Raw genomic sequence first — 25,337 nt, forward strand, 5'->3', positions numbered from 1 at the left:
CTCACCCCTTGGGCAGAACCCCCACCGCAGCCCGCGCAGCTCGAATCGCCCCCTTGTTGATCACGTCAGTGTCCGGCGCCTTCTTCGTCTCGAAGTCGCTCCCGTTGTACGTGACGATCACCAGCGCGTTGGAGACGCGCACCAGCACCACCCCCTCACGGGTCTGCTGCTTGTCCTCCGTGGTGAGGTTCACGACGGAGTAGGCGGAGTCGCCGAGCCCCGGCACGGCGCCTCCGCCGCTCTTCTCCTTGACGCGCTCCTCGTACTCCTTCTGCGCCGCCTGGTCCGACTCCGTGATCTCGAAGGAGACGTCGAGCCACCGGTAGTCGTAGCCCTCGAGGGCGTTCCAGGAGCAGGTGCGCCGCAGCTTGGTGTCGGTCGACGGGATCTCCTTGCCCGCCGTCTTCGCACCCGGAACCAGGGACTTCACGGTCGACGCGGGCACGGCGCCGCAGGGCGCGGGCGAGGTGGTGTACGACTTCGACACCGCCGTGGACGACGGCGCCGAGGAGGAGTGCGTGGGAGACGCCGGGCCGGGCTGGTGATCCGCGGCGGGCGGCGCGGCCGGACCCGACGTCAGCGCCCAGCCGGCGCAGGCGAGCACGGCGACCGGCGTCAGGCGCGCGGTGAGGGCGAGCGGCAGAGGCAGGGGCACGGCACACTTCTCGTGGGGGAGGGGGTACGGAAGGGTCCGCATGGTGGACGGGGACGACAGTCTCACACGACTACCTGTGCGGCGGAAGGGTCAACTCGCTGAGTGTCCGCCCGGTAACTCAGGCCATCCGATGCCGTGTTGTTTGTCCCTTTCTGTCCTTGCGGCAGTCCTGGGCGTCGGGCCTCGGCGTCATTCCCCGGCGAGGGTGATCGCGTAGACCTGCACCCGGGGATCGTCCGGCAGGCCGACGGAACGCACCGTCTTCGACGCGTCGAGATCCCCGGCGGAACCGAAGAGACGCACCGCCGGGCCGTCCACGCCCTGCCCGCTCCTGATCCGGTGCGGCATGTCCACGATGACGGTGCTGCCCTGCGGTGCCGCTCCCGCCCAGTCGCCCACGGTGACCGGCACGTCGGCGGTGGTGCCGTCGGTGTAGCGGACGGCGAGCGTGGTCGTCACCGGGCCGTGGTGGGACGCGGCGACCAGGTGCAGTGTTCCGTAGGACCCCGCCGGGAGCAGCAGGGCCTGACCGCGGGCCTCGACGAAGTTCGCGGCCGTACCGGACGGGTCGGGCGCGTCGTAGGTCACGCCGTCCCGGACGAACGGGCCCGCCGTGGGCAGCAGGTCACCGTCGTAGCTCCAGCCCGCTCCGTCGAAGTCGCCCTCGGTGGAAGCGGCGACGGTCGCGGTGCCGTCGTGGTTCAGCTCCCCGCCGAGGCCGACGGCGCACTGCCCTCCGGCGTCGGCCGCGCAGCGGCCCGCGGTGCGCACCTCGACGGTCGCGACCCGTACGACGTTCGCCACGCCCCTCGCGGCCGCGGTGATCCGCACGGGGTAGGAGCCGGGCGCGGTTCCGGCCGGCACGCTCACGTCCACCGTCGTGGTCCGCTGGACGGGCAGTCGGTGGGACCTGAGCGAGAAGGGCCCGGGGGTGTGCACGGTCCAGCCGCTGGGGGCCTGGCCGCCGACGTGCACGCGCAGTGTGCCGGGGGACTGGCCCAGCACGTCGAGCGTCAGGCGGACGTGCTGCGGGCTGTTCGCGGTCGGCACGACGTCGGAGCCGGTGCGGAGCGAGGCGGCGAGGTGCCTGCGGGAGTCGGCGGGCGCGTGGTTCACGGACGGCGGCTCGGCGTCCCGGCCGGTCCCCCACGCCGAGGGCGTGTCGGCCATCGTGAAGGCGAGGTCTCCGCCGTGGGCGACGGCGTCCCGGTCCAGCCAGGTGGCGCGCAGGTCCTTGCCGTCGAACTCCGCCCGCTTCACATAGCGCCGGGTGTCGCTCGTCCCGGGCGCGGTGATGGTGAGCGTGCCGCCCTGCTCCCCGCCGTCGGCGCCGAGGCGGATGACGGCCGAGGGGAACTGCGGGCTGGAGACGGCGAGGAAGCCGCCGCCGTTGGTCGTCGGGTACAGCCCCAGGGAGGAGAAGACGTACCAGGCGGACATGGTGCCCAGGTCGTCGTTGCCGGTCATGCCGTCCGGCCCGTCCGTGAAGAGGGTCAGCGCGGCGCGGACCACGGTGGCGGTCTTGGCGGGTGCTCCGGCCCACAGGTACATGTACGGGGCGTGCAGGTCGGGCTCGTTGTTCGGGTTGTAGGTCGGCTTGCCGTAGTAGTCGTACGGTGCCGATATCCAGTCCCCGCGAGCCGTTCCTGCGGGGTCCGTGAGGAGCTTGTCGTACGCGAAGAACGCGTCGAGCCGCTTCTCGGCCGCCCGCCTGCCGCCCATCAGGGAGACGAGCCCGGCCGGGTCCTGGGGGGCCAGCCACTGGTACTGGTAGGCGCCGCCCTCGTGGAACTGGTGGCCGGCCTCCACCGGGTCGTACGGCGTCAGCCAGGTGCCGTCGGTCGTGCGGGGCCGGAACTGCCCGGTGGAGGAGTCCCACAGGTTCCGGTACCACTGGCCGCGTGCCGCGAACATCCGGGCGTCGGCGGTGTGCCCCAGCCCCTTCGCCATCAGGGCCAGCGAGGCGTCCGCCGCCGCGTACTCCAGGGTCGCCGAGGCGGGGTGGCTGCAGTCGTTGTCGCCGCCCTTGTCGGGGCAGTCCTTGCCGAGGACCAGCCCGCTGGGTATGTATCCGCGCTCCTGGTAGGCGACCACTCCCGCACGGCCGTTGTAGGGGGAGTCGGCCGGCGGCGTGCTGAGGGCGTTCTTCCTCAGGAGCGCGTACGCCTCCTTCTCGTGACCCGCGAGGAGGCCCTTGGACCACGCCTCGACCAGGAACGGGGTCACCGGGTCGCCGGTCATGATGTTGGTCTCGCTGTTGGCGAGCGCCCAGCGCGGCAGCCAGCCGCCGTCCCGCCCGATCGCGACGACCGACAGCGCGACGTCACGGGCGACCCGCGGGCGGAGCATCTCCAGCAGCTGGTTCTGCGGCCGGTGCGTGTCCCACAGCGACAGGTTCTGGTACGGCGTGTACCCCGAGGCCGTGTGGGTCTTCCCGTCGAAGCCCGCGTACCGGCCGTCGACGTCGCCGGCGAGATTCGGGTGCAGCTGGGCGTGGTAGAGCGCGGTGTAGAAGGCGCGTCGGCGCTCGGCCGTCCCGCCGCCGACCCGGACCGAGGTGAGCTGCCGCTCCCAGGTCGCGCGCAGTGCCGCACGCGTGGCGTCGAAGTCGTAGGAGTCGCCCGTCTCCGCCCGGAGGTTCTCCCGGGCGCCCGCCGTGCCGGTGTAGGACAGCCCCACCTTGACGACGACGTCGTGGTCGGCGCTCGCGTCGAAGGTCACCCAGGCGCCGTTCCCGCCGGCGCCGGCCGCGTCCCGGCCGCCGGGTTCGGGGGTGCTGCCCCGCCAGGTTCCGTGGGCGACGAAGGGCCGGTCGAAGGTGGCGGTGAAGTAGACGGTGTGCCGATCCTTGCCGGCGCAGAAGTTGCCCGCCTCGACACGCCCCTCGACCGTCCGGTCGCCGACGACATGGACCTGAGAGTCGAACACGTTCTGGTTGGCCTTGCCGGTGTTGAACAGGACGTTGGCCCGGCCGGTGGAGGGGAACGTGTAGCGCTGCCAGCCGGTGCGGGGCGTGGCGGTCAGTTCGGCGTCGACGCCGTACTTCTTCAATCCGACGCGGTAGTAGCCGGGTTCGGCGTCCTCGTCGTCGTGTGTGTAGGCCGAGCGGTAGGCGCCCGGGTCGACGGTGGTGACCGCTCCGGTCGTCGGCATCAGGGGCAACTCGCCCATGACGGGGCAGCCGACGCCGGAGAGGTGGGTCTGGCTGAACCCGTAGATCGTGTCCTGCCGGTAGTCGTAGCCTCCCTGGCCGCCGGTGTCCGGGCTGACCTGGACCATGCCGAAGGGGGCGCTCGCGCCGGGGAACGTGTTGCCGGAGTTCTCGGTGCCGATGAACGGGTTGACCAGCCGGGTGAGTTCGGGACCGGAGTCGGTCGACCGGGCGGCGGCCGACGCCGTGCCCAGGGCGCCGGCGGTGACGAGCAGTGCGGCGAGGACGGTCGACGCCCGGTCGCATATGCGGCGGCGGAGCTGCCGGCGGGGTCTGGGCATGGAAGCGGTCTCCTGTTCCTCGCCTCTGCTGCGCTGCGTGACGGGAGAGGCGATCTCCATCTGGTGGACGGAAGGGGGCACACGCGGCTGTCAGCGGCCCCCGGCGGGACGGGAGTTGACTCGACCACGCTTCTGACATCGTTGTCAATACGTCCGGCCCGGCGGAGCGTCGGCAGGCAACCGACCCTGGGTAGAGAGGACATGGGGTTCACGGAGGCAGCGTGCCCCGCCCGCGCGGAGACCGAGGTGAGCGATACATGCGGTTCACGACCCGACCCACCCTGCACGGCACCTTCGGCATGGTGTCCTCCACCCACTGGCTGGCGTCCCAATCGGCGATGGCCGTCCTGGAGGGCGGCGGCAACGCCTTCGACGCGGCCGTCGCCGGCGCCTTCGTGCTGCACGTCGTGGAACCGCACCTCAACGGGCCCGCCGGTGAGGTGCCGATCCTGCTCGCCCCGGCCGGCGGCGCGGTGCGCGTGCTGTGCGGGCAGGGCGTGGCCCCGGCGGGCGCCGGCGTCGCCCACTACCGGGGGCTCGGCCTGGACCTCGTTCCCGGCACGGGCCCGCTCGCCGCGGCCGTGCCGGGCGCCTTCGACGCCTGGCTGCTGCTCCTGCGCGACCACGGCACCAGGTCCCTCGACGACGTCCTGTCCTACGCCATCGGCTACGCCGGGCACGGCCACCCGCCCGTGGAGAAGGTCGGCGAGACGGTCGAGAGCGTGCGGGAGCTGTTCGAGACCGAGTGGACCTCCTCGGCGGCCCTCTACCTGCCCGGCGGCCGCGCACCCCGGCCCGGCCGGCTCCTGCGCAACCCGGCGCTCGCCGCCACCTGGGAACGGCTGCTCGCCGAAACCGCCGGTGCCGGCGGCCGGGAGGCACGCATCGACGCCGCGCGCGAAATGTGGCGCTCCGGCTTCATCGCCGACGCCCTGCTACGGCAGTCCCGGCGGCCCACCCTGGACACCAGCGGAGCACGGCACACCGGCACGCTCACCGAGTCCGACCTCGCCGGCTGGTCGGCGACCTACGAGACGCCGGTGACCTACGACTGGAACGGCTGGACCGTGTGCAAGCCCGGCCCCTGGAGCCAGGGCCCCGCCTTCCTCCAGCAGCTCGCCCTGCTCCCGCCCGACCTGCCCGCCCACGGCAGCGCCGACTACGTCCACCTGCTGATCGAGGGCTGCAAACTCGCCATGGCCGACCGCGAGGCCTGGTACGGCGACGCCTCGGAGGTGCCCGTCGCCGAACTGCTGTCGGACGACTACAACGCCGCCCGGCGGTCCCTCGTCGGCGCCGAGGCGTCCTGGGAGCTGCGCCCCGGCAGTCCCGGCGGCCGCGTCCCGCGCATCCCGGCGCACGCGCGCGTGGACGCGGGGGAGCTGTCCGTGTTCAACCCGATGGGCACCGGGGAGCCGACCGTCGCGGACCTGACGGGGGAGGCCCAGGTCGCCGCCGACGGCACCACGCGCGGCGACACCTGCCACCTCGACGTCGTAGACCGCTGGGGCAACATGATCTCCGCCACCCCCAGTGGCGGCTGGCTCCAGTCCAACCCGGTCGTGCCCGAACTCGGCTTCCCGCTCGGCACCCGGCTGCAGATGACCTGGCTGGAGGAGGGCCTGCCGAACTCCCTGACCCCCGGCCGCCGCCCCCGCACCACGCTCAGCCCCTCCCTCGCCCTGCGCGGCGGCACCCCGGTGCTGGCGTTCGGCACACCCGGCGGCGACCAGCAGGACCAGTGGCAGCCGCACTTCCTCCTCGCCGCCGCCCTGCGCGAACCGGTCCGCGGCACCCTCGACCTGCAAGGCGCCGTCGACGCGCCCAACTGGCACAACGACAGCTTCCCCAGCTCCTTCTACCCGCGCGGCCGGCGCCCCGGCAGCGTGACCGTCGAGTCCCGCACCGACCCCCGGGTCGTGGCGGAGCTGCGGCGCCGCGGCCACGACGTCACCGTCGGGCCGGCCTGGTCCGAGGGCCGGCTGTGCGCGGTCGCCCGCGACCCGGAGACCGGCGTCCTGTCGGCCGCCGCCAACCCGCGAGGGATGCAGGGCTACGCCGTCGGGCGCTGAGCGGCGCACAGTGTTCGGCGCGAGTCCGCCCGCCGTTCACCCGGCCGGGGGGCGTTGTCAGTGGTGCGTGGTCTCATGGAGGCATGATCGACGAAACGGAAACCATCGACGAGTTTCTCGCCCGCCACTCGGCCGACGTGGAGCGGGCGGTCCGCGAGGCCGCCGCGGCCGAGATCCTGCCCCGCTTCCGCCGCCTCGCCGCGCACGAGATCGACCAGAAGAGCGGCCCGCACGATCTGGTGACGGACGCCGACCGCCTCGCCGAGCAGCGGCTCACCGAGGTCCTCGGCGCCCTGCTGCCCGGCTCCGTCGTGGTCGGCGAGGAGGCCGTCCACGCGGACCCCGCCGTCTACGAGGCGATCCAGGGCGACGCACCCGTCTGGATCATCGACCCGGTCGACGGCACCCGCCAGTTCGTCCAGGGCGACGACGGCTTCTGCAGCATGGTCGCGCTCGCTCTCCGGGGCGTCGTCCACGGCGCGTGGATCTACGCCCCCGCCCTGGAGCGGTTCGCCACGGCCGTCCGCGGGCAGGGCGCGTTCCTCGACGGCGAGCGCCTGTTCGCCGGCCCGCCAGCCCCCGGCCGGGACCTCGTCGTCGCCACCTCGCACCCCGACTACACCACGGACGCGCAGCGGCACGCCCTGCGCACCCTGTGGAGCGACGGCCTCGCCCCACGGCACTGCGGCTCCGCCGGCCTTGAGTATCTCGCCGTCGCCCGGGGCGAGTTGGATGCCACGGGTTTCTCCTGGGAGGCTGCCTGGGACCACGCGGCCGGCCTGCTGCTGGTGGAGGAGGCGGGCGGCGCCCACCTCACCCGCGACGGCGAACCGTTCCGGATCACCGGGGGCAACGCACTGCCGTTCACGGCGGCCCGCGACGCCGCGACCACCCGGCGGGTGGCGGAACTGCTGCGGACGGCGGCCTGACCCACCCGCGACGGGGCCGTGTCAGTCCCGCGGCATATCCTGATCCGATACAGGCCATCGGCTGACGAAGGGGTCCGAAGGTGCCGTCGATGCTCGATGCGTGCGTGGTGGGTGCGGGACCGAACGGACTGACCGCCGCCGTGGAGCTGGCCCGCCGCGGCTTCTCCGTGGCCGTGTTCGAGGCGCGGTCCGCGGTCGGCGGCGGGGCGAGCACCGAGGAGCTGACCCTCCCCGGCTTCCGGCACGACCCGTGCTCGGCCGCCCACCCCCTCGGCATCAACTCGCCCGCGTTCCGCGCCCTGCCGCTGGAGCGGTACGGCCTCGAATGGCTGCACGCCGACCTGCCCATGGCGCACCCGTTCCCCGACGGCAGCGCGGCCGTGCTGTCCCGGTCCGTCGCCGAGACCGCCGCCTCCTTCGGCCCGCGCGACGCGGGCGCCTACCGCAGGCTGGTCGAGCCGTTCCTGCCCCGCTGGGACACCCTGGCCCGGGACTTCATGTCCCTGCCGCTGACCGCGCTGCCCCGCGACCCGGTCACCCTCGCCCGGTTCGGCCTGACCGGGCTGCCGCCCTCCACCTGGCTGCTGAGCCGTTTCCGCGACGAACCCGTGAAGGCTCTGTTCGCCGGGCTGGTCGCGCACGTCATGGCCCCGCTGGGCGGCCTCGCCACCGGCGCCGTCGGCCTGGTCTTCGCGCTCGCCGCGCACGCCCGCGGCTGGCCCGTGGCCCGCGGCGGTTCCCAGTCGATCTCCGACGCCCTCGCCGCCTACCTGAAGGACCTCGGCGGGGCCGTCCACACCGACTACGAGGTCAAGCGCCTGGACGACCTGCCGCCGGCCCGCGCCTACGTCTTCGACACCTCACCGGCCGCCCTCGCCCGCATCGCCGGCTTCGGCTCCTACTACGACGGCTACCGCTACGGCCCCGGCATCTTCAAGATCGACTACGCGCTGGACGGGCCGGTGCCGTGGACCGCGCCCGAGGCCCGCGTCGCCGGCACCGTGCAGATCGGCGCCAGCAAGGACGAGATCGGCACCGCCCTGCGCGCCGCCTCCCGCGAGGGCCGCGCCCCCGAGCGCCCCTTCATGATCACCGTGCAGCCCAGCGTGGCCGACCCCACCCGAGCCCCCGAGGGCAAGCACGTCTTCTGGGCGTACGGCCATGTCCCAAGCGGCTGGGACGGCGACCTCACCGACGCCATGGAGCGCCAACTGGAGCGCTACGCCCCCGGGTTCCGCGACCGGGTCCTCGCCCGCGCCACCGCGGGCCCCGCCGAGATGGCCGCCCGCAACGCCAACTACGTGGGCGGCGACATCGCCTGCGGCGCCGCCTCCGGACTCCAGCTCCTGCTGCGGCCCAAACTCTCCCTGTTCCCGTACACCACCCCGCACCCGGCCGTGTTCATCTGCTCCTCCGCCACCCCGCCGGGCCCCGGGGTGCACGGCATGTCGGGGCACAACGCGGCCAAGGCCGTCTGGCGCAGACTGAGGCAGACATGACCACCATCACCCTGGTCCAGGGCGACATCACCCGGCAGAGCGCCGACGCGATCGTCAACGCCGCCAACTCCTCCCTGCTGGGAGGTGGCGGCGTTGACGGCGCGATCCACCGGCGCGGCGGTCCCGCGATCCTGGAGGACTGCCGCAAGCTGCGGGCGTCCCAGTACGGCAGGGGCCTGCCCACCGGCCGGGCGGTCGCCACCACGGCCGGCGAGCTGAACGCGCGCTGGGTGATCCACACGGTCGGCCCGGTCTGGTCGGACACCGAGGACCGGTCGGAGCTGCTCACCTCCTGCTACCGCGAGTCTCTGCTGACGGCCGACGAACTCGGCGCCCGCACGGTCGCGTTCCCCGCCATCTCCACCGGCGTCTACCGCTGGCCGATCGACGACGGTGCCCGCATCGCGGTCGAGACGATCCGCGCCGCGGACACCGCCGTCGAGGAGGTCACGTTCGTCCTGTTCGACCAGCAGGCGTACGAGGCGTTCGACCGGGCGCTGCGCTGAGCGCCGGGTGCGCCGGCGCCGCGGCCCGCCCGCGCGAGCGGTAGACGACGTACGGGCGTGCCGCGTAGCCGAGCGGCGCGGTGAACGCGTGCACCAGCCGGCCGAACGGCCACAGGGCGAACAGGGTGAGGGCCAGCAGGGCGTGCACCTGGTAGACGAGCGGGGCGTGCGCCATGGCGCCGACGTCCGGGTCGAGGGTGAACAGGCTGCGGAACCAGACGGCGACCCCGAGCCGGTAGTCGTAGGGGTTGGTCATCGAGGACACCGTGGCGGTCAGGCCGGCCAGCAGCACCAGGGCGAGGAGCGGCAGCGTCACCCGGTCGCTGCGGCTGGTCGCGCCGCGCACGGCCGGCACCCGTACCCTGCGGTACAGCAGCACGCCGAGGCCGACGACGGCCGCGACGCCCGCCGTGCCGCCCATGGTCAGGGCGACCGCGTGGTACTGCTCCTCGCTGATCCGCAGCCACCGGGTCAGCGACTCGGGCACCAGCAGCCCCATGACGTGGCCGCCGATCACGAGGAACAGGGCGTAGTGGAACAGCGGACCGCCGACGCGCAGCAGCCGGGACTCGTGCAGCTGGCTGGAGCGGGTGGTGAAGCCGAACCGGTCGTAGCGGTAGCGCCAGGCCGTGCCGGCCGCCAGGACGACGAGCGCGAGATAGGGCAGGACGCCCCACAGCGCGATGTGCAGATGCTTCATCAGCGGCGGACTCCTTCGTCGCCCGCGGCGTGCGGTACCGGGTACGGCACGGGGGCGGAACGGTCGTACAGGGCAAGGGGATCGGGCAGGTCCCGTGCGGCCGGGGGCGGGTCCGCGGCGGGCAGCGTGGCCCGGACGGCGCGGAGCACGTCCGCGTACGGGCTGCCGTGGGCGACGAGCCCGCGGGCCAGCAGCCCCAGGGCGGCGCGGTGTTCGTGCAGGATGGCCCGGCCCGGTTCGGGGTGGCGGGCGGCGAACTCCAGGACGGCGGGCAGGAAGTCGGGCAGCTCGCCCCCGGCCGGTACCCAGCCGTGCTGCCGGTAACGGGACTTGAGCGCCGCGAGGGAGGCGCCCCGGCGGCGGGTGTCGCCGTCGGTGTAGTGGGTCAGGTGGAGGGTGCGGCGGCGGGTGCGGTCGAAGGTGGTGACGTAGCGGGCCGCGAGATCGAGCGGGGCGACCGCCTCGGTGGCCCGGCAGAACGCCAGCAGGGGCCCCGTCTCCGGGCCCGGCAGCGTCCCGAGGGCCGCCGCCACCCGGTCGCGCCGCTCCGGCCAGCCCTCGCCGGGGTAGTCCAGGAGCAGGGAGGCGGCCTGGTGCACCGCCCGATGCCGGTGGTTCACCGTGCCTCGCCCGTCCCCTCCGGGAAGAGGCCGCTGGGGCGGCCGCGGCCGTTCCAGTTGAGCAGGTTGACCCGGCCGCGCAGCGACCGGCCGTCCGGTGCGGCCGCGGCGGCGGCAACGGGCGGGGCGTGGAAGCCCTCGAAGCCGTCCACACCGCCGGCGCCGTACATGCCCGGCCCGCCGTCGTGGTCCAGGCTGCAGCCCGAGCCGGTCCCCGCAGCCGTGCCCGCACCCGCGACGTACGTGGTCGGGACGACGTACCGCTCCTCGTACTTGGCGAGCGCCAGCAGCCGGTACATCGCCTCCAGGTCGCTCTCGTCCAGGCCGACACCCCGGGCGATCGCGGGGTCGCGTTCCTCACCGAGGTTGACGCGCCGCATGTGGGCGCGCATCGCGGCGAGGCGGCACAGGGCGGCCTCCACCGGGGCGGTGTCCCCGGCCGTGAACAGCCCCGCCAGGTACTCCAGCGGGATGCGCAGGGCGTCGATCGCGCCGAACAGCGGGGCGGGGTGCTCCCCGTCGTGACCGCTGCCGGTGAGCGCGTCGACGACCGGGGAGAGCGGCGGGACGTACCAGACCATGGGCATCGTCCGGTACTCCGGGTGCAGCGGCAGCGCGACCCGGTACCTCGTGATCAGGTCCCGTACGGGGGAGCGGCGGGCCGCCGTGATCCAGTCGTGCGGGATGCCCGACTCCTCGGCCGCCCGCACCACGTCCGGGTCGTGGGGATCGAGGAAGCACTCCAACTGCGCTTGATAGAGCCGCTGTTCGTCCGGCACGGAGGCGGCCTCGCCCACCCTGTCGGCGTCGTACAGCATCACCCCCAGGTAGCGCAGCCGACCCACGCAGGTCTCCGAGCACACGGTGGGCTCCCCCGCCTCGATGCGCGGGTAGCAGAAGGTGCACTTCTCGGCCTTGCCGGTGGCGTGGTTGAAGTACACCTTCTTGTAAGGGCAGCCGCTCACGCACATCCGCCAGCCCCGGCAGCGGTCCTGGTCGACCAGGACGATGCCGTCCTCGACGCGCTTGTAGAGGGCGCCGGAGGGGCACACCGCCACGCAGGACGGGTTGAGACAGTGCTCGCAGATCCGGGGCAGGTGGAACATGAACGCCTGCTCGTAGTCCAGTTGGACCCGTTCGCTCATCTTCTTCAGCACGGGGTCGGCGGAGAGGTGTTCGGGGCCGCCGCCGAGGTCGTCGTCCCAGTTGGGTCCCCAGGTGATGTCGGTGGGGCGGCCGTCGATGAGGGAACGGGGCCGGGCGGTGGGCAGGTCGTCGCCGAGCGGGGCGGAGATCAGGGTGTCGTAGTCGTACGTCCAGGGCTCGTAGTAGTCCGCCAGGGACGGCAGTTCGGGGTTGGCGAAGAGGCGGGCGAGGCGCCGGGCCCGGCCGCCCGAGCGCGGCACCAGGCCGCCCCGGCTGCCCAGGCGCCAGCCGCCCCGCCACTTCTCCTGGTCCTCGTGACCGCGCGGATAGCCCTGCCCGGGACGGGTCTCGACGTTGTTGAACCAGGCGTACTCGGTGCCCTTGCGGTTGGTCCAGGTCTGCTTGCAGGTGACCGAACAAGTGTGGCAGCCGATGCACTTGTCGAGGTTCATCACCATGGCGATCTGACTCATGACGCGCATCAGTACTGCACCTCCTGGGCGCGCCGGCGGATCACGGTGCGGGCGTCGCGCTGGTTGCCGGTGGGACCGTAGTAGTTGGGGGCGAACGACAACTGGCCGTAGCCGCCGATGAGATGGGTGGGCTTGATCAGGACGCGGGTGAGGGCGTTGTGCACGCCGCCGCGCCGGCCGGTGGCTTCGCTGCGCGGGACGTTCACCAGGCGTTCCTGCACGTGGTACATGAACACCGTGCCGGCCGGCATGCGGTGGGAGACGATCGCGCGGGCGACGACGACTCCGTTGGGGTTGACCGCCTCCACCCAGTCGTTGTCGGCGGCCCCGATGGCGGCCGCGTCGTCCACGCTCATCCAGATGACCGGGCCGCCGCGGGCCAGGGTCTGCATGAGCAGGTTCTCCTGGTACTCGGAGTGGATCGACCACTTCGAGTGCGGGGTGAGGTAGCGGACGCTCACCTCCCGCTCGCCCGCCACCGAGTCGGCGGCGAGGTCCAGCGGCGGCCGGTAGACGGGCAGTTGCTCGCCGGCCTCGGCCATCCAGTCGTGGTCCAGATAGAAGTGCTGACGGCCGGTCAGGGTATGCCACGGCTTGCGGTGTTCGGTGTTGACCGTGAACGGCGAGTAGCGCCGGTCGGGGGCCTCCTTCCCGGACCACTCGTAGCTGGTGCCGACCTGGACGGGCCGGTCCTGGGTGTCGGAGAAGACGATCCGCCGCTCGTGCACCGCCTCGGCGAGGGAGGCGAAGCCGCTGCCGGGACCGCAGCGGTCCGCGAGCTGTCCGAACCCCTCCGCCGCCAGGCGCCCGTTGGTCGTTCCGGACAAGGCGAGGATCGCCTCGCACAGCTTGACGTCGGTGTCCAGGAGCGGGCGGCCGTGCGCGGCGCCGGAGCGGGCGGTGCCGCACCGGGACGCGAGCCAGCGCGCCTCGGGCAGCGGACGTACGGTGACGCCCTTCACGGTCAGGCCCTGCTCCTCGCACAGCGGGCCGAAGGAGGCGAGCTTGTCGGCGACGGCCGTGTAGTCCCGTTCGACGAGGGTGAAGTGCGGCAGGTTGCGGCCGGGCCGGGGCGTCCAGCCGTCGCGCCAGTCCCGCACCCGGCCGCCGGGCTCCGCCGTCTCGCCGGGGGTGTCGTGCTGCTGGGGCGTGGCGACCAGGTCGTACGCCGTGTCCAGCCGTCCGGCGGCGAGTTCGCTGAACTTCGCGGCCAGGGCGTGGAAGATCTCGAAGTCGGTCCGGGTCTGCCAGGGCGGGCTGATCGCGGGGGAGAAGGCGTGCACGAAGGGGTGCATGTCGGTGCTGGACAGGTCGTGCTTCTCGTACCAGGTCGCGGCCGGCAGCACCAGGTCGGCCATCAGCGTGGTCGACGTCATCCTGAAGTCCAGGGCGAGCAGCAGGTCGAGCTTGCCGCGCGGCGCCTCCTCGTGCCAGGCCAGGTCGCGCGGCCGGGCGCCGGGCGGGGCCTCCTCGGCGTGCGCGTTGTCGCTCGCGCCGAGCAGATGGCGCAGGAAGAACTCGTTGCCCTTCGCGGAGGAGCCGATCAGGTTGGCCCGCCACACGGTGAGCACGCGCGGCCAGTTGGCGGGATCGTCCGGGTCCTCGCAGGCGAACGACAGTCGTCCGCCGTCGAGTTCGGAGGCGACCCACTCGTCCGGCTCGTGCCCGCTGCGGTGCACCTCCCCGCCCAGGTCGAGCGGGTTCGCGGAGAACGTGGGCGCGGACGGCATCCAGCCCAGCCGCATCGACTGGGCGACCAGGTCGGCGGTGTGCCGCCCCTCGAACAGGCCCTGCCCGGTGGGCGCGGCCAGCGCGTCGGCGCCGTGGGCGTCGTAGCGCCACTGGTCGGTGTGCAGGTACCAGTACGGAGTCCCGGCCATCTGCCGGGAGGGGCGCACCCAGTCCGCGGCCGACTGCAACTGCTGCCAGCCGGCGTAGGGGCGGACCTTCTCCTGGCCGACGTAATGCGCCCAGCCGCCGCCGTTGACGCCCTGGCAGCCGGTGAGCAGCAGCAGGGTGAGGAACGAGCGGTAGATGGTGTCGGAGTGGAACCAGTGGTTGGTGCCGGCCCCCATCACGATCATGCACCGGCCGCGGGTCTTCTCCGCCGTGTCCGCCAGCTCCCGCGCGAGCCGCACCACCGCGCCGGCCGGCACCGAGGTGATCGCCTCCTGCCAGGCGGGCGTGTTCGGCTGCGTGGCGTCGTCGTAGCCGGCGGCCCAGTCGCCGGGCAGCCCCTCCCGGCCGACGCCGTACTGCGCGAGTAGCAGGTCGAACACGGTGGTCACCCGGCGGCCGCCGACCTCGCGCACCGGCACCCCGCGCACGCTCGGCGGCTCGCCGTCGAAGCGCGGCAGCAGCACCCGTACGGCGTCCCCGCCGGGCCGGTGCAGCGTCAGCTCGGGCTCGATGTCGCCGAGGTCGAGGTTCCAGCGGCCTTCGCCGCCCTTGGACCAGCGGTCGCCGAGCGTGCCGTTCGGGACGACCGGCCGCCCGGACGCGGTGTCGAGGAGCACCGGCTTCCACGCGGCCGCCTCCTCGTCCTCCTCGGCGAGGCCGAGCGCGGCGGCGGTGACGAACTTGCCGGGCACGAACGCCCCGTCCCGCTCGTCGAGTTCGACCAGGAACGGCAGGTCGGTGAAGCGCCGGACGTAGTCGGTGAAGTAGGGCACCTTCCGCGTCACGAAGAACTCGGTGAGGATCACGTGCCCCATGGCCATCGCCAGGGCGCCGTCGGTCCCGGGGTGCGGGTGGAGCCACTCGTCGGCGAACTTCGTGGCGTCGGAGTAGTCGGGGGAGACCACGACGACCTTCTGGCCCCGGTAGCGGGCCTCGGTCATCCAGTGGGCGTCCGGGGTCCGGGTCACCGGCACGTTGGAGCCCCACAGCATCAGGTAGGCGGCGTCCCACCAGTCCCCGGACTCCGGTACGTCCGTCTGGTCGCCGAAGACCTGCGGGGAGGCGATCGGCAGGTCGGCGTACCAGTCGTAGAACGACACCATCGGCGCGCCGATCAGCGACATGAAGCGGGCGCCGACCGCGTGCGAGGCCATCGACATCGCCGGGATCGGCGAGAAGCCCGCCACCCGGTCCGGGCCGTGCTCCGCGATGGTGTGCACATGGGCGGCAGCCGCGATCTCCAGGGCCTCCTCCCAGCCGACCCGCACCAGGCCGCCCTTGCCCCGCGCCGACTGGTAGCGCCGCCGCTTGACCGGGTCGCCGGTGATCTCCGCCCAGGCCGCCACCGGATCGCCCAGCCGGGCGCGCGCCTGGCGGTACAACTCCAGCAGCACCCCCCGCACATGGGGGTGGCGGACCCGGGTCGGCGAGTACGTGTACCAGGAGAAGGACGCCCCGCGGGGGCAGCCGCGCGGCTCGTACTCGGGGCGGTCGGGGCCGGTCGACGGATAGTCCGTCTCCTGGGTCTCCCAGGTGATCAGGCCGTCCTTGACGTACACCTTCCACGAGCAGGAGCCGGTGCAGTTCACCCCGTGCGTGGAGCGCACCACCTTGTCGTGCGCCCAACGCTCCCGGTACGGCGCGTCGTTGACGGCCTGGTCGGTGCGGAAGACCGCTCTGAGATCGGGGGTCGTCTCGGTCCGCCGCAGTATGCTCCCGGCCCGCAGCAGCTGATCGGCGGCCAGTGCCGCCACTCGTTCCGCTTCCCGCCGGGCACCGCGCCGTCCCACCGTGTCACTTCCCTCCGCAGTCGGATGTTCGTCCCACCAGCTTGGCGGGTGACTGCGGAGAGGAGTCGCGTGACTACGCAATGTTGATGTTGCTTAGGGGAGACCTTTTATTGGCCTTTACAATAGTTGTGCACAGCACACAGTGTGTGGTGTGCACCGGGTCCGTCAGCCGCCGGCCGGTCCTCCCGCGACGACGACCGTGGCCGTGCGCTTCCGGCGCAGTGAGAGCACGCGCTCGGCGTGGTGCTCCTCGTGCACGTCGATGCGCCGGGCGGTCAGCAGGTGACGCAGGCTGATGATGCCCTCGACCCGCGGCTGCTCCTCGCGCGTGACGACGAGCAGCCGGGTCACCTCGTGCTCGGCCATGCGGTTGGCGAGCAGCCGCAGCGTCTCGTCGGGGTAGGCGGTGACCGCCGGTGTGGCCAGCTCGCCGAGCGGGGTGGTGTCCGCCGGGTCGCCGTGGACGAGCGTGCCGCGGGTGACCACGCCGACCAGGGAGCCGTCCGTGCCGAGCACCGGGTACAAACGCTGGGCGAGGAGTTCCTCGGGATCCCCGGCGTCGTGCGCGGCCCGCAGCAGCGCGGTGATCTCGCCGCCGGTGCGGTCGCTGCGGAAGGTGACGCCGGCCGGGGTCTCCAGCTGGCGCACGAGGTGCAGTTCGAGCGGGTCGACGGAGTACTCACGGGTCAGGTGCAGCCCGCGCCGGGCGATCTTCTCGGTGAGGACCGACCGCTTGAGCAGCACCACGGAGAGCAGGTACGCGGCCGACGCGGTGATCACCATCGGGATCAGCGCGTTCATCTCGTGGGTGAGTTCCAGGCAGAAGACGATGCCGGTCAGCGGGGAGCGCATCACACCGCCGAGCACGCCGGCCAGCGAGACCAGCGCCCAGAAACCGGGGCTGACGTGCGGGAACACCAGGGACTCGGCTGCACCGAGGGCGCCGCCGACCATGAACATCGGTGCCAGGACGCCGCCGGAGGTGCCCGAGCCCAGCGACAGGCCCCAGATGAGGGTCTTGACGACCAGGATGCCGACGATCAGGCCGACCGTGGCGTGCCCGGTCAGCAGCTGGTCGATGACGTCGTAGCCGACACCGAGCGCGCGCGGTTCGAACAGACCGCCGACGCCGATGATCAGGCCGCCGATCGCGGGCCACCACATCCAGTGGATCCGCAGCTTGGCGAACGTGTCCTCGGAGAAGTAGACGAGGGCGGTGGCGGCGAGCGCGAGCAGCCCGGCCGCGGCACCGGAGACCAGGCACAGGCCGTAGGCCGGGAGGTCGATGTGGGAGGGCACGTGGGCGCCGCCGAACAGCGGCTTGGTGCCCAGCAGCGGCCCGCGGACCAGGGTCGCGGTCACCGCGGCGACCGCGACCGGCAGGTACGAGCGGGGCCGCCACTCGAACAGCAGCAGCTCCACGGCGAGCAGGATGGAGGCCAGCGGCGCGTTGAACGTCGCCGCCATGCCGGCCGCGGAACCGGCCACCAGCAGGGCCTTGCGCTCGTCGGTGGTGACCCGCAGGAACTGCGCCAGCAGGGAGCCGATGGCCCCGCCCGTCATGATGATCGGGCCCTCGGCGCCGAACGGGCCGCCGGTGCCGATGGATATGGCGGCCGACGCCGGCTTGAGCGCGGCGACCCGCGGCTGCACCCGGCTGCCGCCCACGAGGATCGACTCGATCGCCTCGGGCATGCCGTGACCGCGGATCTTCTCCGAGCCGTACCGGGCCATGATGCCGATGATCAGACCACCCGCCACCGGCATGATCAGCAGCAGCCAGCGGTGCGTGGTGTCGGCCGGGGTGGCGGTGCCGAAGGCCAGGCGGCCCAGGAAGGAGAGGTTCGTGATCAGCGCGATCAGCTTCAGCAGACCCGCGGCCACGAGGGCTGCGATGGCGCCGATGGGTACGGCCAGCGCCGAGATCAGCAGGACGCGCGGCTGGACGTGGAAGTCGCCGAGATGCGGGATCTTCAGCTCGGACAGATGGGCGCCGGCCCGGCGGGCCGGAGCAACCGGTGCGGCTGGTGCGGGCGGTGTCTCCGGCTGGGACGGCGCGTCCGGCTGGGACGGCGGCGCGGCGGTGGACGAGGACATGAGGGCTCCGTCAGGGAAGATGGCGGCAGGAATCGGCACAGCCGTGTGCACTCCCGGCAGCGAGCGGTGCGGCCGGGCACGGCGGTGGTCACGGGCGGCGCTGCCCGTGGAGGAGGACTTCGGACGAGGATGACGCCGGGGCGCGGCGCCCCGGGGCATGGCTGACGGACGCGCTTCGTCGCGCGTCCGTCACAGGTGGGCGACGGCGCGAGCCGTCGTCCGACGCGGGTCGATGGTGACCGGAGCCGTCACCAGGGTGCGGGGCGGACGGAGTTGACCCGCCCCGGGCGCAGGATGCGGATCCTGCGCCCCTGGCACACCCGGCAGGTGTTGTCCGTCAACGGGGACGGCACTCTCAGGCCGTCCCGCGTGAAGTACTCGGCACGCAGACGCCCGTGGGCGTCCCGGATGTGCCGGATGTCATATGCCCCCTCCCACGCATGCCCGCAGCGCAGGCAGACGAAGGAATAGGCTTCTTGTATCGGCTCGGTTTTCATCGTCATCACCCTCGGTACCGGAGCCGTCGCGCCCGCACGGCCCGGTATGGAGAACAGCATATCATTGCAGACTGCAATGGTCACCTCGGGTGACAGACGGGTTCCAACTGGTAGACGGACAACGGCGGATCGAGGAGTTCATGGCCCAGCAGGACGGCCGCAGGCAGCACACCGAGACCCGGCCCGACGCCGCCGAGGCCGGGGCCGACGCCGCAGCCGGGGCCCATGCCGATACCGATACCGCAGCCCGGGCCGCTGCCGGGGCCGACGCCGACGAGATGCTGGACCGTGAGGCGGAGGAGGTCACCCTCGCGGTGATGGCCGCCTCCCGGCTGATCGTCGCGCTCTCCGCGCGGGCCCTCGGCTCCGTCGACGTCCCGCTGACCCTGCCCCAGCTGCGCTCCCTCGTGGCCCTGCGCACCTGCGGCCCGATCAAGCTGGCCGCCATGGCCGCCACGCTCGGCGTCAGCCCGTCCACCGCGCTGCGCATGGTCGAGCGCCTGGAGTCCTTCGGTCTGACCGACCGGCGGGTCAACCCGGACAACCGCCGTGAGGTCGTGCTCCGGCTGACCCCCGCGGGGGAGGACCTCGTCGACCGGGTCCTGCGCCACCGCCGCGCCGGCATCCGCACCCTGGTCACCCACCTGCCCGCCCGGGAACGCGCCGTCCTCGTCCCCGCCCTGAAGGCCCTCACCTCCGTCGCCGGCGTCCTCGACCCCCACCTGGCGCCGTCGGCCGACGTGGACCGCCTGGCCGGTGTCCTGGACGACCCGCTGAACCCGGCGCCGTAGGTTCCCCCCGGCCGCTCCCGGGGCGCAGGTAGATGTCGGATTCCCGCCAGCCTCCGGTGACCCCGGTGGCCGATCCTGGACGCATGCAGACAGGGATGCACCTCGACCGGGAACGCTGCGTGCGCGCCGTGCGCTCCAAGGACGCGCGGTTCGACGGCTGGTTCTTCACGGCCGTCCTCACCACCCGTATCTACTGCCGGCCCAGCTGCCCGGTCGTGCCGCCCAAGCCCGAGAACATGACCTTCCACCCGAGCGCCGCCGCCTGCCAGCAGGCCGGCTTCCGGGCCTGCAAGCGCTGCCGCCCCGACACCAGCCCCGGCTCCCCGGAGTGGAACCAGCGGGCCGACCTCGTCGCCCGCGCCATGCGGCTCGTCGCCGACGGCGTCGTCGACCGCGAGGGCGTCCCCGGCCTCGCCGCCCGCCTCGGCTACAGCACCCGGCAGATCGAACGGCAGCTCCTCGCCGAACTCGGCGCCGGCCCCCTCGCCCTCGCCCGTGCCCAGCGCGCCCAGACCGCGCGGCTGCTCATCGAGACGACCCCGCTGCCCATGGCGCAGATCGCCTTCGCGGCCGGCTTCTCCTCCATCCGCACCTTCAACGACACCGTCCGCGAGGTCTTCGCCCTCTCCCCGAGCGACCTGCGCGCCCGCCTGCCGAAGAACCGGGCGGCGGCCACGACCGGCACCCCGGGAACCCTCGCCCTGCGGCTGCCGTTCCGCGCGCCGCTCAATCCCGACAACCTCTTCGGCCACCTCGCCGCCACCGCCGTACCCGGCGTCGAGGAGTGGCGCGACGGTGCCTACCGGCGCACCCTGCGACTGCCCTACGGGCACGGGATCGCCGCGCTCAGCCCCCGCCCCGACCACATCGCCTGCCGCCTCACCCTCAGCGACCCGCGCGACCTGACCGTCGCCATCAGCCGCTGCCGGCGCCTGCTCGACCTGGACGCCGACCCGGTCGCCGTCGACGACCTGCTGCGCACCGATCCACTCCTCGCCCCGCTCGTCGACAAGGCCCCCGGCCGGCGGGTGCCGCGCACCGTGGACGAGGCCGAGTTCGCCGTCCGCGCCGTCCTCGGGCAGCAGGTCTCCACGGCCGCCGCCCGCACCCACGCGGCCCGCCTGGTCACCGCGTACGGCACACCGCTCGACGACCCCGAGGGCGACCTCACCCACCTCTTCCCGTCCCCCGGGCAACTGGCCGACGTGGACCCGGCGAGCCTCGCCATGCCCCGCACCCGGCGCACCACCTTCACCACCCTCGTGGGCCGACTCGCCGACGGCACCCTGCACCTGGGCGTCGAGTCCGACTGGGCCGAAGCCCGCGCCCGGCTGCTCGACCTGCCCGGGTTCGGGCCCTGGACCACCGACGTCATCGCCATGCGCGCCCTCGGCGACCCCGACGCCTTCCTCCCCACCGACCTCGGCATCCGCCGCGCGGCAGGCGAACTGGGCCTGCCCTCCACCCCGGCCGCGCTCACCGCCCGCGCGGAGAGCTGGCGCCCCTGGCGGGCGTACGCCGTCCAGTACCTGTGGGCGACCGACAGCCACCCGATCAACTTCCTCCCCGTATAAGGACTAAGGACGTTCCCGGCATGACAGCGAAACGCCACACCATGATCGACAGCCCCTACGGCCCGCTCACCCTCGTCGCCGACGACGAAGGCGCCCTGTGCGGCCTCTACATGGTCGAGCAACGCCACCGGCCCGACGAGGAGACCTTCGGCCGCCGCGACGACACCGTCCGCGCCTTCGCCGAGGCGGAGGAGCAACTCACCGCCTACTTCGCGGGCGAGATCAAGGAGTTCACCGTACGGCTCCGGCTGCACGGCACACCCTTCCAGCGCACCGTCTGGGAGCAGCTGACGAAGATCCCCTACGGTGAGACCCGCACCTACGGCGAACTCGCCGACGCCCTCGGCAACCCCAAGGCCTGCCGCGCCGTCGGCCTCGCCAACGGCCGCAACCCCGTAGGCATCATCGTCCCCTGCCACCGCGTGATCGGCGCCGACGGCAGCCTCACCGGCTACGGCGGCGGCCTGGACCGCAAGCAGCGCCTGCTGGCGTTCGAACGGGGTGCGGCCCTGTTCTGAACCCTCAGCCGCTGTGCTCCGCGGCCAGATCGCGCAGCAGCCGGGGCAGGGCGGTGCCGATGGGTTCCCGTACGACGTCCTGCGCGAGGTCGTCGTACGGGGTCGGCTCGGCGTTCACGACGACCAGCCGGGCGCCGTGGTCGGCGGCGACCTGGGCCAGCCCGGCCGCCGGCTGCACCTGGAGGCTGCTGCCGACGGCGAGGAACACCGTGCACGCCTTGCTGATCGCCACCGCCTCGCCGATGACCAGCGGATCCAGCCGCTCGCCGAACATCACGGTCGCCGACTTCAGGATCCCGCCGCACTCCAGGCACGGCGGATCGTCCTCACCGGCCTCGACCCGGGCGAGCGCGTCCGCCATCGGCCCGCGCGCATGACACGCGGTGCACACCACGCTCCGTACGCTGCCGTGCAGTTCCAGCACCTTGCGGGCGGGCATCCCGGCCAGCTGGTGCAGCCCGTCCACGTTCTGCGTGAGCACCCGCACGGGTACGCCGGACCGCTCCAGCTCGGCGACGGCGCGGTGGGCGGCGTTCGGCTCGGCCGTGAGGGCGCGGTTCTTCCGCCGCAGCTGCCAGGACCGCCGGCGGATCTCCGGATCGCCCATGTAGTACTCGTACGTCACGAGCTTCTCGGCCTCAGGATCGCGCCGCCACAGCCCGTTCGGCCCGCGGTAGTCGGGGATGCCGGAGTCGGTGGAGATACCCGCACCGCTGAGCAGCGCGACGAGAGGCTTGGCCATGCCCCGAGCGTAGGCCGGGCCGTCCGGGCGGGGCGAACGGATATCGGCGGGCGTGCGGGGCGGCCGGATGTGGAGACCCTGTGGCACCGGGTCCGGTCAGGCCACGCGGTGGCCGTTCTCCAGCTCCGCCGTGGCCGCCGCGCCGTCGGCCAGGACGTCCAGCGCGGCCAGGATCCGGCGGCCTAGCGCGTCCGGGCACAGGTCCCCGATCGCGGCGCGCGGGACGAGCCGCCAGGACAGCAGTTCCTCCTCCTGCAGCCGGATCGCCTTGAGGTCCGACTCGGCCAGCACCCCGCCGTCGTACAGGTACGCCACCAGCGGCGGCCGGTCCGCGCCGTGCACCCAGTCCACCGCCAGCAGCCGGCCCGGCTCCCGGTCCAGGCCCATCTCCTCCAGCGTCTCCCGGCGCGCCCCCGCGCGGGGCGTCTCGCCGTCGTCCGACTCGATCGTGCCGCCCGGCAGCGCCCATCCCTCGCGGTAGTTGGGCTCGACGAGCAGCACGTGCCCCTCGGCGTCCCGGAACAGCACGCCGGCGCCGGCCAGGACCCGGGGGAGGCTCGCGATGTACGTGGCGAAGTCGTTGGTGGTGGTCATGGGGGCAGCGTAACGAGGCGGGGCGGGGCTACGGGGCGGCCGTGGCCAGGCGCAGGGTGCGTTCGGCCAGCGCACTGATCCGTACGCCGTCGAAGCCGAACACCGCGCTCCGTACCGTGTCCCGCAGCGGCTCCGTCCACTGGGCCGGGATCCTCGCCGCGCCGGTGAACACGCCGGCCACCGAACCGGCCGTCGCCCCGTTGGAGTCCGTGTCCAGGCCGCCGCGTACCGTCAGGGCGAGCGTCCGGGTGAAGTCGCCGTCGCCGTACAGCAGCCCGGCGGTCAGGACGGCCGCGTTGGGCACCGTGTGGATCCAGCCCAGGCCGGCCGTCTCCGCCGACAGCGTCGCCAGGCACTCCTCCCAGGACAGCCCGGCCTCGTGCAGCGACACCACCCGGCGTACGGTCCGGGCGAGCCGGCTGCTCGCCGGGATCACCACAAGCGCCGTCTCCAGCGCGTCCCGCAGCGTCGGCGCGGTGAAGGCAGCCGCGATCAGCGCGGCCGCGAACATCGCGCCGTACACCCCGTTGCCCGTGTGGGACAGCACCGCGTCCCGGCGCGCCAGGGACGCGGCGCGGCGGGGTGCGCCCGGACTGGTCCAGCCGTGGACGTCGGCGCGGATCAGGGCGCCGATCCACTCCTGGTACGGGTTGTCGTACGTCGCCGTCAGCGGCGGTTTCAGCCCGTTCGCGAGGTTGCGGTACGCCGCCCGTTCCGCGGTGAACGTCTGCAGGTACGGCAGCCTCATGAGCCACAGGTCGCCGACCTGCTCGGTGCTGAAGCCGAAGCCGTGTGTCTCAAGCAGGTGCAGTCCGAGGACCGCGTAGTCGACGTCGTCGTCCCGGCAGCTGCCGTCGATCCGGCCGCGGACGCAGCTGCGCCACTCCGGGCGCAGCGAGGCGAGGTCGGCCGGGTCGGTGGGCTCGGGAAGGTAGTCGGTGAGGGGGAGCGCGCCGGCCCGCCGCAGATAGCGGTCGATGCGCTCACGGGTCCACACCTCGCCCTGCTCGACCGGCTTGCCGAGCATGTTCCCGGCGATCCGGCCGAGCCAGCCGCCCAGGATGCGGTCGGCGAGGCCGGGCCCGGTGGCCAGGGGCGGCGCGGTTGCCTGGGTCGTCATGGCAGGGGTGTACCCGTTTTGCCCCGGTGGCTCGCGTGCGGTGCCCAGGGATCGGGCGGGGCATGACGGCGGGGGTGTCCTCCGGTTATGGTCGCAGCGGCGCGACTGGCCCTGACGTGCGTCGGGGCCCGGAGAGCAAGGGGTAAGCAAGGTGGCGGACGCTGCAGTGAACGAGACCCGTCGGGTGCTCATCGCCGCGGACAAGTTCAAGGGCTCGCTGACGGCCGTGCAGGTCGCCGAGCGGGTGACGGCCGGGCTGCGCCGGGTCGTGCCCGGTCTCGACGTCGAGGCGCTGCCCGTGGCCGACGGCGGCGACGGCACCGTGGACGCGGCGGTCGCGGCCGGGTTCGAGCGCCGGGAGGTACGGGTCACCGGGCCCCTCGGCGACGAGGTGACGGCGGCGTTCGCGCTGCGCGGCGACACGGCGGTCGTGGAGATGGCCGAGGCGAGCGGGTTGCAGCGGCTGCCCGCCGGTGTCTTCGCGCCGCTGACCGCGTCGACGTACGGCTCGGGCGAGGTGCTGCGGGCCGCGCTGGACGCGGGCGCGCGGACCATCGTGTTCGGTGTCGGCGGCAGCGCGACGACCGACGGCGGTGCCGGGATGCTGTCCGCGCTGGGCGCGCGCTTCCTGGACGCCGACGGTGAGCCGGTGCCGCCGGGCGGCGGCGGTCTCGCGGCCCTGGCGCGCACCGACCTGTCCGGTCTGGACCCGCGGCTGTCGTCCGTGGAGCTGGTGCTCGCGAGCGACGTCGACAATCCGCTGACCGGGCCGAAGGGAGCGCCCGCGGTGTACGGCCCGCAGAAGGGGGCTTCGCTGGACGACGTGGACACGCTGGACGCGGCGCTGGCCCACTTCGCGACGGTCCTGGAGACCGAGGTGGGGCCGCGTGCCGCCGAATACGCGGCGGCGCCGGGTGCGGGTGCCGCGGGCGGCATCGGGTACGGGGCGCTGCTGCTGGGTGCGCGGTTCCGGGCCGGGATCGAGGTCATGCTGGACGTGCTGGGGTTCGCGCCGGCGCTGGCGCGGGCCTCGCTGGTGATCACCGGCGAGGGGTCGCTGGATGAGCAGACCCTGCACGGGAAGGCTCCCGCCGGGGTCGCCGCGGCGGCCCGCTCCGCGGGGAAGCCGGTGGTGGCGGTGTGCGGGCGGCTGGCGCTGGAGCCTGCGGCGCTGGAGCGGGCGGGGATCTCGCGGGCGTATCCGCTGACGTCGGTGGAGCCGGATGTCGCGCGGTGCATCGCGGAGGCCGGGCCGATCCTGGAGCGGGTTGCTGCGAGCATCGCCGAAACCCACCTGACCTGAGCCCGGGGCTCCGCCCTGCCCCGGTCCTCGCCCACCCCCCACCCGACTCCGTAGGTCGAACGGGCACCCCCTGGGGGCTCCGCCCCTGCCCCCCGGGGCCTCGCCCACCCACCGCCCGGCTCGGTGCGTCGAGTGGGCAGCCGCCCGGCTCGGTGGGTCGCGGGGCATCGCCTGGCTCGGTCGGTCGACGGGGGGGCTGGTCGGCTCGGTGGGGCTAGTAGGCGGCCGAGCCGGGTGGGTGTGTGGGCAAGTGGGGGGCCGGAGTCCCCGGGGGCACTGCGGCGAAGGGCCCTGGACCGGTTGGTCCAGGGCCCTTCGCT

Annotated in this window: 18 protein-coding genes; 8 read left to right on the plus strand and 10 right to left on the minus strand. The window is 73.4% G+C overall.

Going from position 1 to position 25,337, the window contains the following annotated elements; all coding sequences use genetic code 11:
• Position 1: 1 nt before the first annotated feature.
• The gene (locus ABZ854_RS08060; RefSeq protein WP_361206041.1) at positions 2-697 is read right to left on the minus strand and encodes a hypothetical protein; all 696 of its coding nucleotides are present in this window, start codon (positions 695-697) and stop codon (positions 2-4) included.
• Between the two features lie 147 nt (positions 698-844).
• Positions 845-4,147: a GH92 family glycosyl hydrolase gene (locus ABZ854_RS08065; protein ID WP_361206044.1), complete on the minus strand. Its 3,303-nt coding sequence runs from the start codon at positions 4,145-4,147 to the stop codon at positions 845-847.
• Positions 4,148-4,404: 257 nt separating this feature from the next.
• On the opposite strand from ABZ854_RS08065, the gene ABZ854_RS08070 reads away from it, so the two are divergent.
• The 4 genes from ABZ854_RS08070 to ABZ854_RS08085 all read left to right on the plus strand — a co-directional run bounded on the left by ABZ854_RS08070 (position 4,405) and on the right by ABZ854_RS08085 (position 9,153).
• Entirely contained in the window at positions 4,405-6,219 is a 1,815-nt protein-coding gene (locus ABZ854_RS08070) for a gamma-glutamyltransferase (RefSeq protein ID WP_361206047.1), read from the plus strand.
• 83 nt (positions 6,220-6,302) lie between these two features.
• Positions 6,303-7,148, plus strand: a complete 846-nt coding sequence (locus ABZ854_RS08075; protein ID WP_361206050.1) for an inositol monophosphatase family protein — start codon at positions 6,303-6,305, stop codon at positions 7,146-7,148.
• 89 nt (positions 7,149-7,237) lie between these two features.
• Positions 7,238-8,647, plus strand: a complete 1,410-nt coding sequence (locus ABZ854_RS08080) for an NAD(P)/FAD-dependent oxidoreductase (RefSeq protein WP_361206053.1) — start codon at positions 7,238-7,240, stop codon at positions 8,645-8,647.
• Complete coding sequence (locus ABZ854_RS08085; RefSeq protein WP_361206056.1) at positions 8,644-9,153, plus strand: O-acetyl-ADP-ribose deacetylase; 510 nt, start codon at positions 8,644-8,646, stop codon at positions 9,151-9,153. The genes ABZ854_RS08080 and ABZ854_RS08085 overlap by 4 nt, the downstream gene beginning before the upstream one ends.
• Here the strand turns inward: ABZ854_RS08085 and narI are convergent.
• From narI to ABZ854_RS08110, 5 genes are all read right to left on the minus strand, one after another.
• Positions 9,095-9,853 (minus strand): respiratory nitrate reductase subunit gamma, encoded by a 759-nt coding sequence (narI, locus tag ABZ854_RS08090; protein ID WP_361206059.1) that lies wholly within the window; start codon positions 9,851-9,853, stop codon positions 9,095-9,097. The genes ABZ854_RS08085 and narI overlap by 59 nt on opposite strands.
• Positions 9,853-10,473: a nitrate reductase molybdenum cofactor assembly chaperone gene (gene narJ / locus ABZ854_RS08095; RefSeq protein WP_361206062.1), complete on the minus strand. Its 621-nt coding sequence runs from the start codon at positions 10,471-10,473 to the stop codon at positions 9,853-9,855. The genes narI and narJ overlap by 1 nt, the downstream gene beginning before the upstream one ends.
• Complete coding sequence (narH, locus tag ABZ854_RS08100; RefSeq protein ID WP_361206065.1) at positions 10,470-12,101, minus strand: nitrate reductase subunit beta; 1,632 nt, start codon at positions 12,099-12,101, stop codon at positions 10,470-10,472. Before narH ends, narJ begins: the two co-directional genes overlap by 4 nt.
• Positions 12,101-15,745: a nitrate reductase subunit alpha gene (locus ABZ854_RS08105; RefSeq protein ID WP_361206067.1), complete on the minus strand. Its 3,645-nt coding sequence runs from the start codon at positions 15,743-15,745 to the stop codon at positions 12,101-12,103. The genes narH and ABZ854_RS08105 overlap by 1 nt, the downstream gene beginning before the upstream one ends.
• Positions 15,746-15,946: 201 nt before the next feature.
• A complete protein-coding gene (locus ABZ854_RS08110; protein WP_361206070.1) occupies positions 15,947-17,878 on the minus strand; it encodes a chloride channel protein in 1,932 nt (643 codons plus the stop codon).
• Between the two features lie 586 nt (positions 17,879-18,464).
• Between ABZ854_RS08110 and ABZ854_RS08115 the strand changes: the two genes are divergently transcribed.
• The 3 genes from ABZ854_RS08115 (at position 18,465) to ABZ854_RS08125 (ending at position 21,258) form a co-directional block, all read left to right on the plus strand.
• On the plus strand, positions 18,465-19,166 hold the full coding sequence (locus ABZ854_RS08115; protein ID WP_361206073.1) for a MarR family transcriptional regulator: 702 nt from the start codon (positions 18,465-18,467) through the stop codon (positions 19,164-19,166).
• A gap of 83 nt (positions 19,167-19,249) precedes the next feature.
• Complete coding sequence (locus ABZ854_RS08120) at positions 19,250-20,740, plus strand: AlkA N-terminal domain-containing protein (protein WP_361206076.1); 1,491 nt, start codon at positions 19,250-19,252, stop codon at positions 20,738-20,740.
• Positions 20,741-20,760: 20 nt separating this feature from the next.
• Positions 20,761-21,258, plus strand: a complete 498-nt coding sequence (locus ABZ854_RS08125) for a methylated-DNA--[protein]-cysteine S-methyltransferase (protein ID WP_361206079.1) — start codon at positions 20,761-20,763, stop codon at positions 21,256-21,258.
• A gap of 4 nt (positions 21,259-21,262) precedes the next feature.
• Here ABZ854_RS08125 and ABZ854_RS08130 read toward each other — a convergent pair whose 3' ends face one another.
• The 3 genes from ABZ854_RS08130 to ABZ854_RS08140 all read right to left on the minus strand — a co-directional run bounded on the left by ABZ854_RS08130 (position 21,263) and on the right by ABZ854_RS08140 (position 23,714).
• Complete coding sequence (locus ABZ854_RS08130) at positions 21,263-22,000, minus strand: Sir2 family NAD-dependent protein deacetylase (RefSeq protein ID WP_361206082.1); 738 nt, start codon at positions 21,998-22,000, stop codon at positions 21,263-21,265.
• A gap of 96 nt (positions 22,001-22,096) precedes the next feature.
• Positions 22,097-22,594 (minus strand): NUDIX hydrolase, encoded by a 498-nt coding sequence (locus ABZ854_RS08135; protein ID WP_361206084.1) that lies wholly within the window; start codon positions 22,592-22,594, stop codon positions 22,097-22,099.
• Between the two features lie 28 nt (positions 22,595-22,622).
• The gene (locus ABZ854_RS08140; RefSeq protein WP_361206087.1) at positions 22,623-23,714 is read right to left on the minus strand and encodes an ADP-ribosylglycohydrolase family protein; all 1,092 of its coding nucleotides are present in this window, start codon (positions 23,712-23,714) and stop codon (positions 22,623-22,625) included.
• A 166-nt stretch (positions 23,715-23,880) separates the two neighbouring features.
• Between ABZ854_RS08140 and ABZ854_RS08145 the strand changes: the two genes are divergently transcribed.
• Complete coding sequence (locus ABZ854_RS08145) at positions 23,881-25,017, plus strand: glycerate kinase (protein WP_361206090.1); 1,137 nt, start codon at positions 23,881-23,883, stop codon at positions 25,015-25,017.
• Positions 25,018-25,337 lie beyond the last annotated feature (320 nt).

Origin of the sequence: Streptomyces sp. NPDC047028, assembly GCF_040644095.1 — a bacterium.
In the GTDB taxonomy this organism is placed as follows: domain Bacteria; phylum Actinomycetota; class Actinomycetes; order Streptomycetales; family Streptomycetaceae; genus Streptomyces.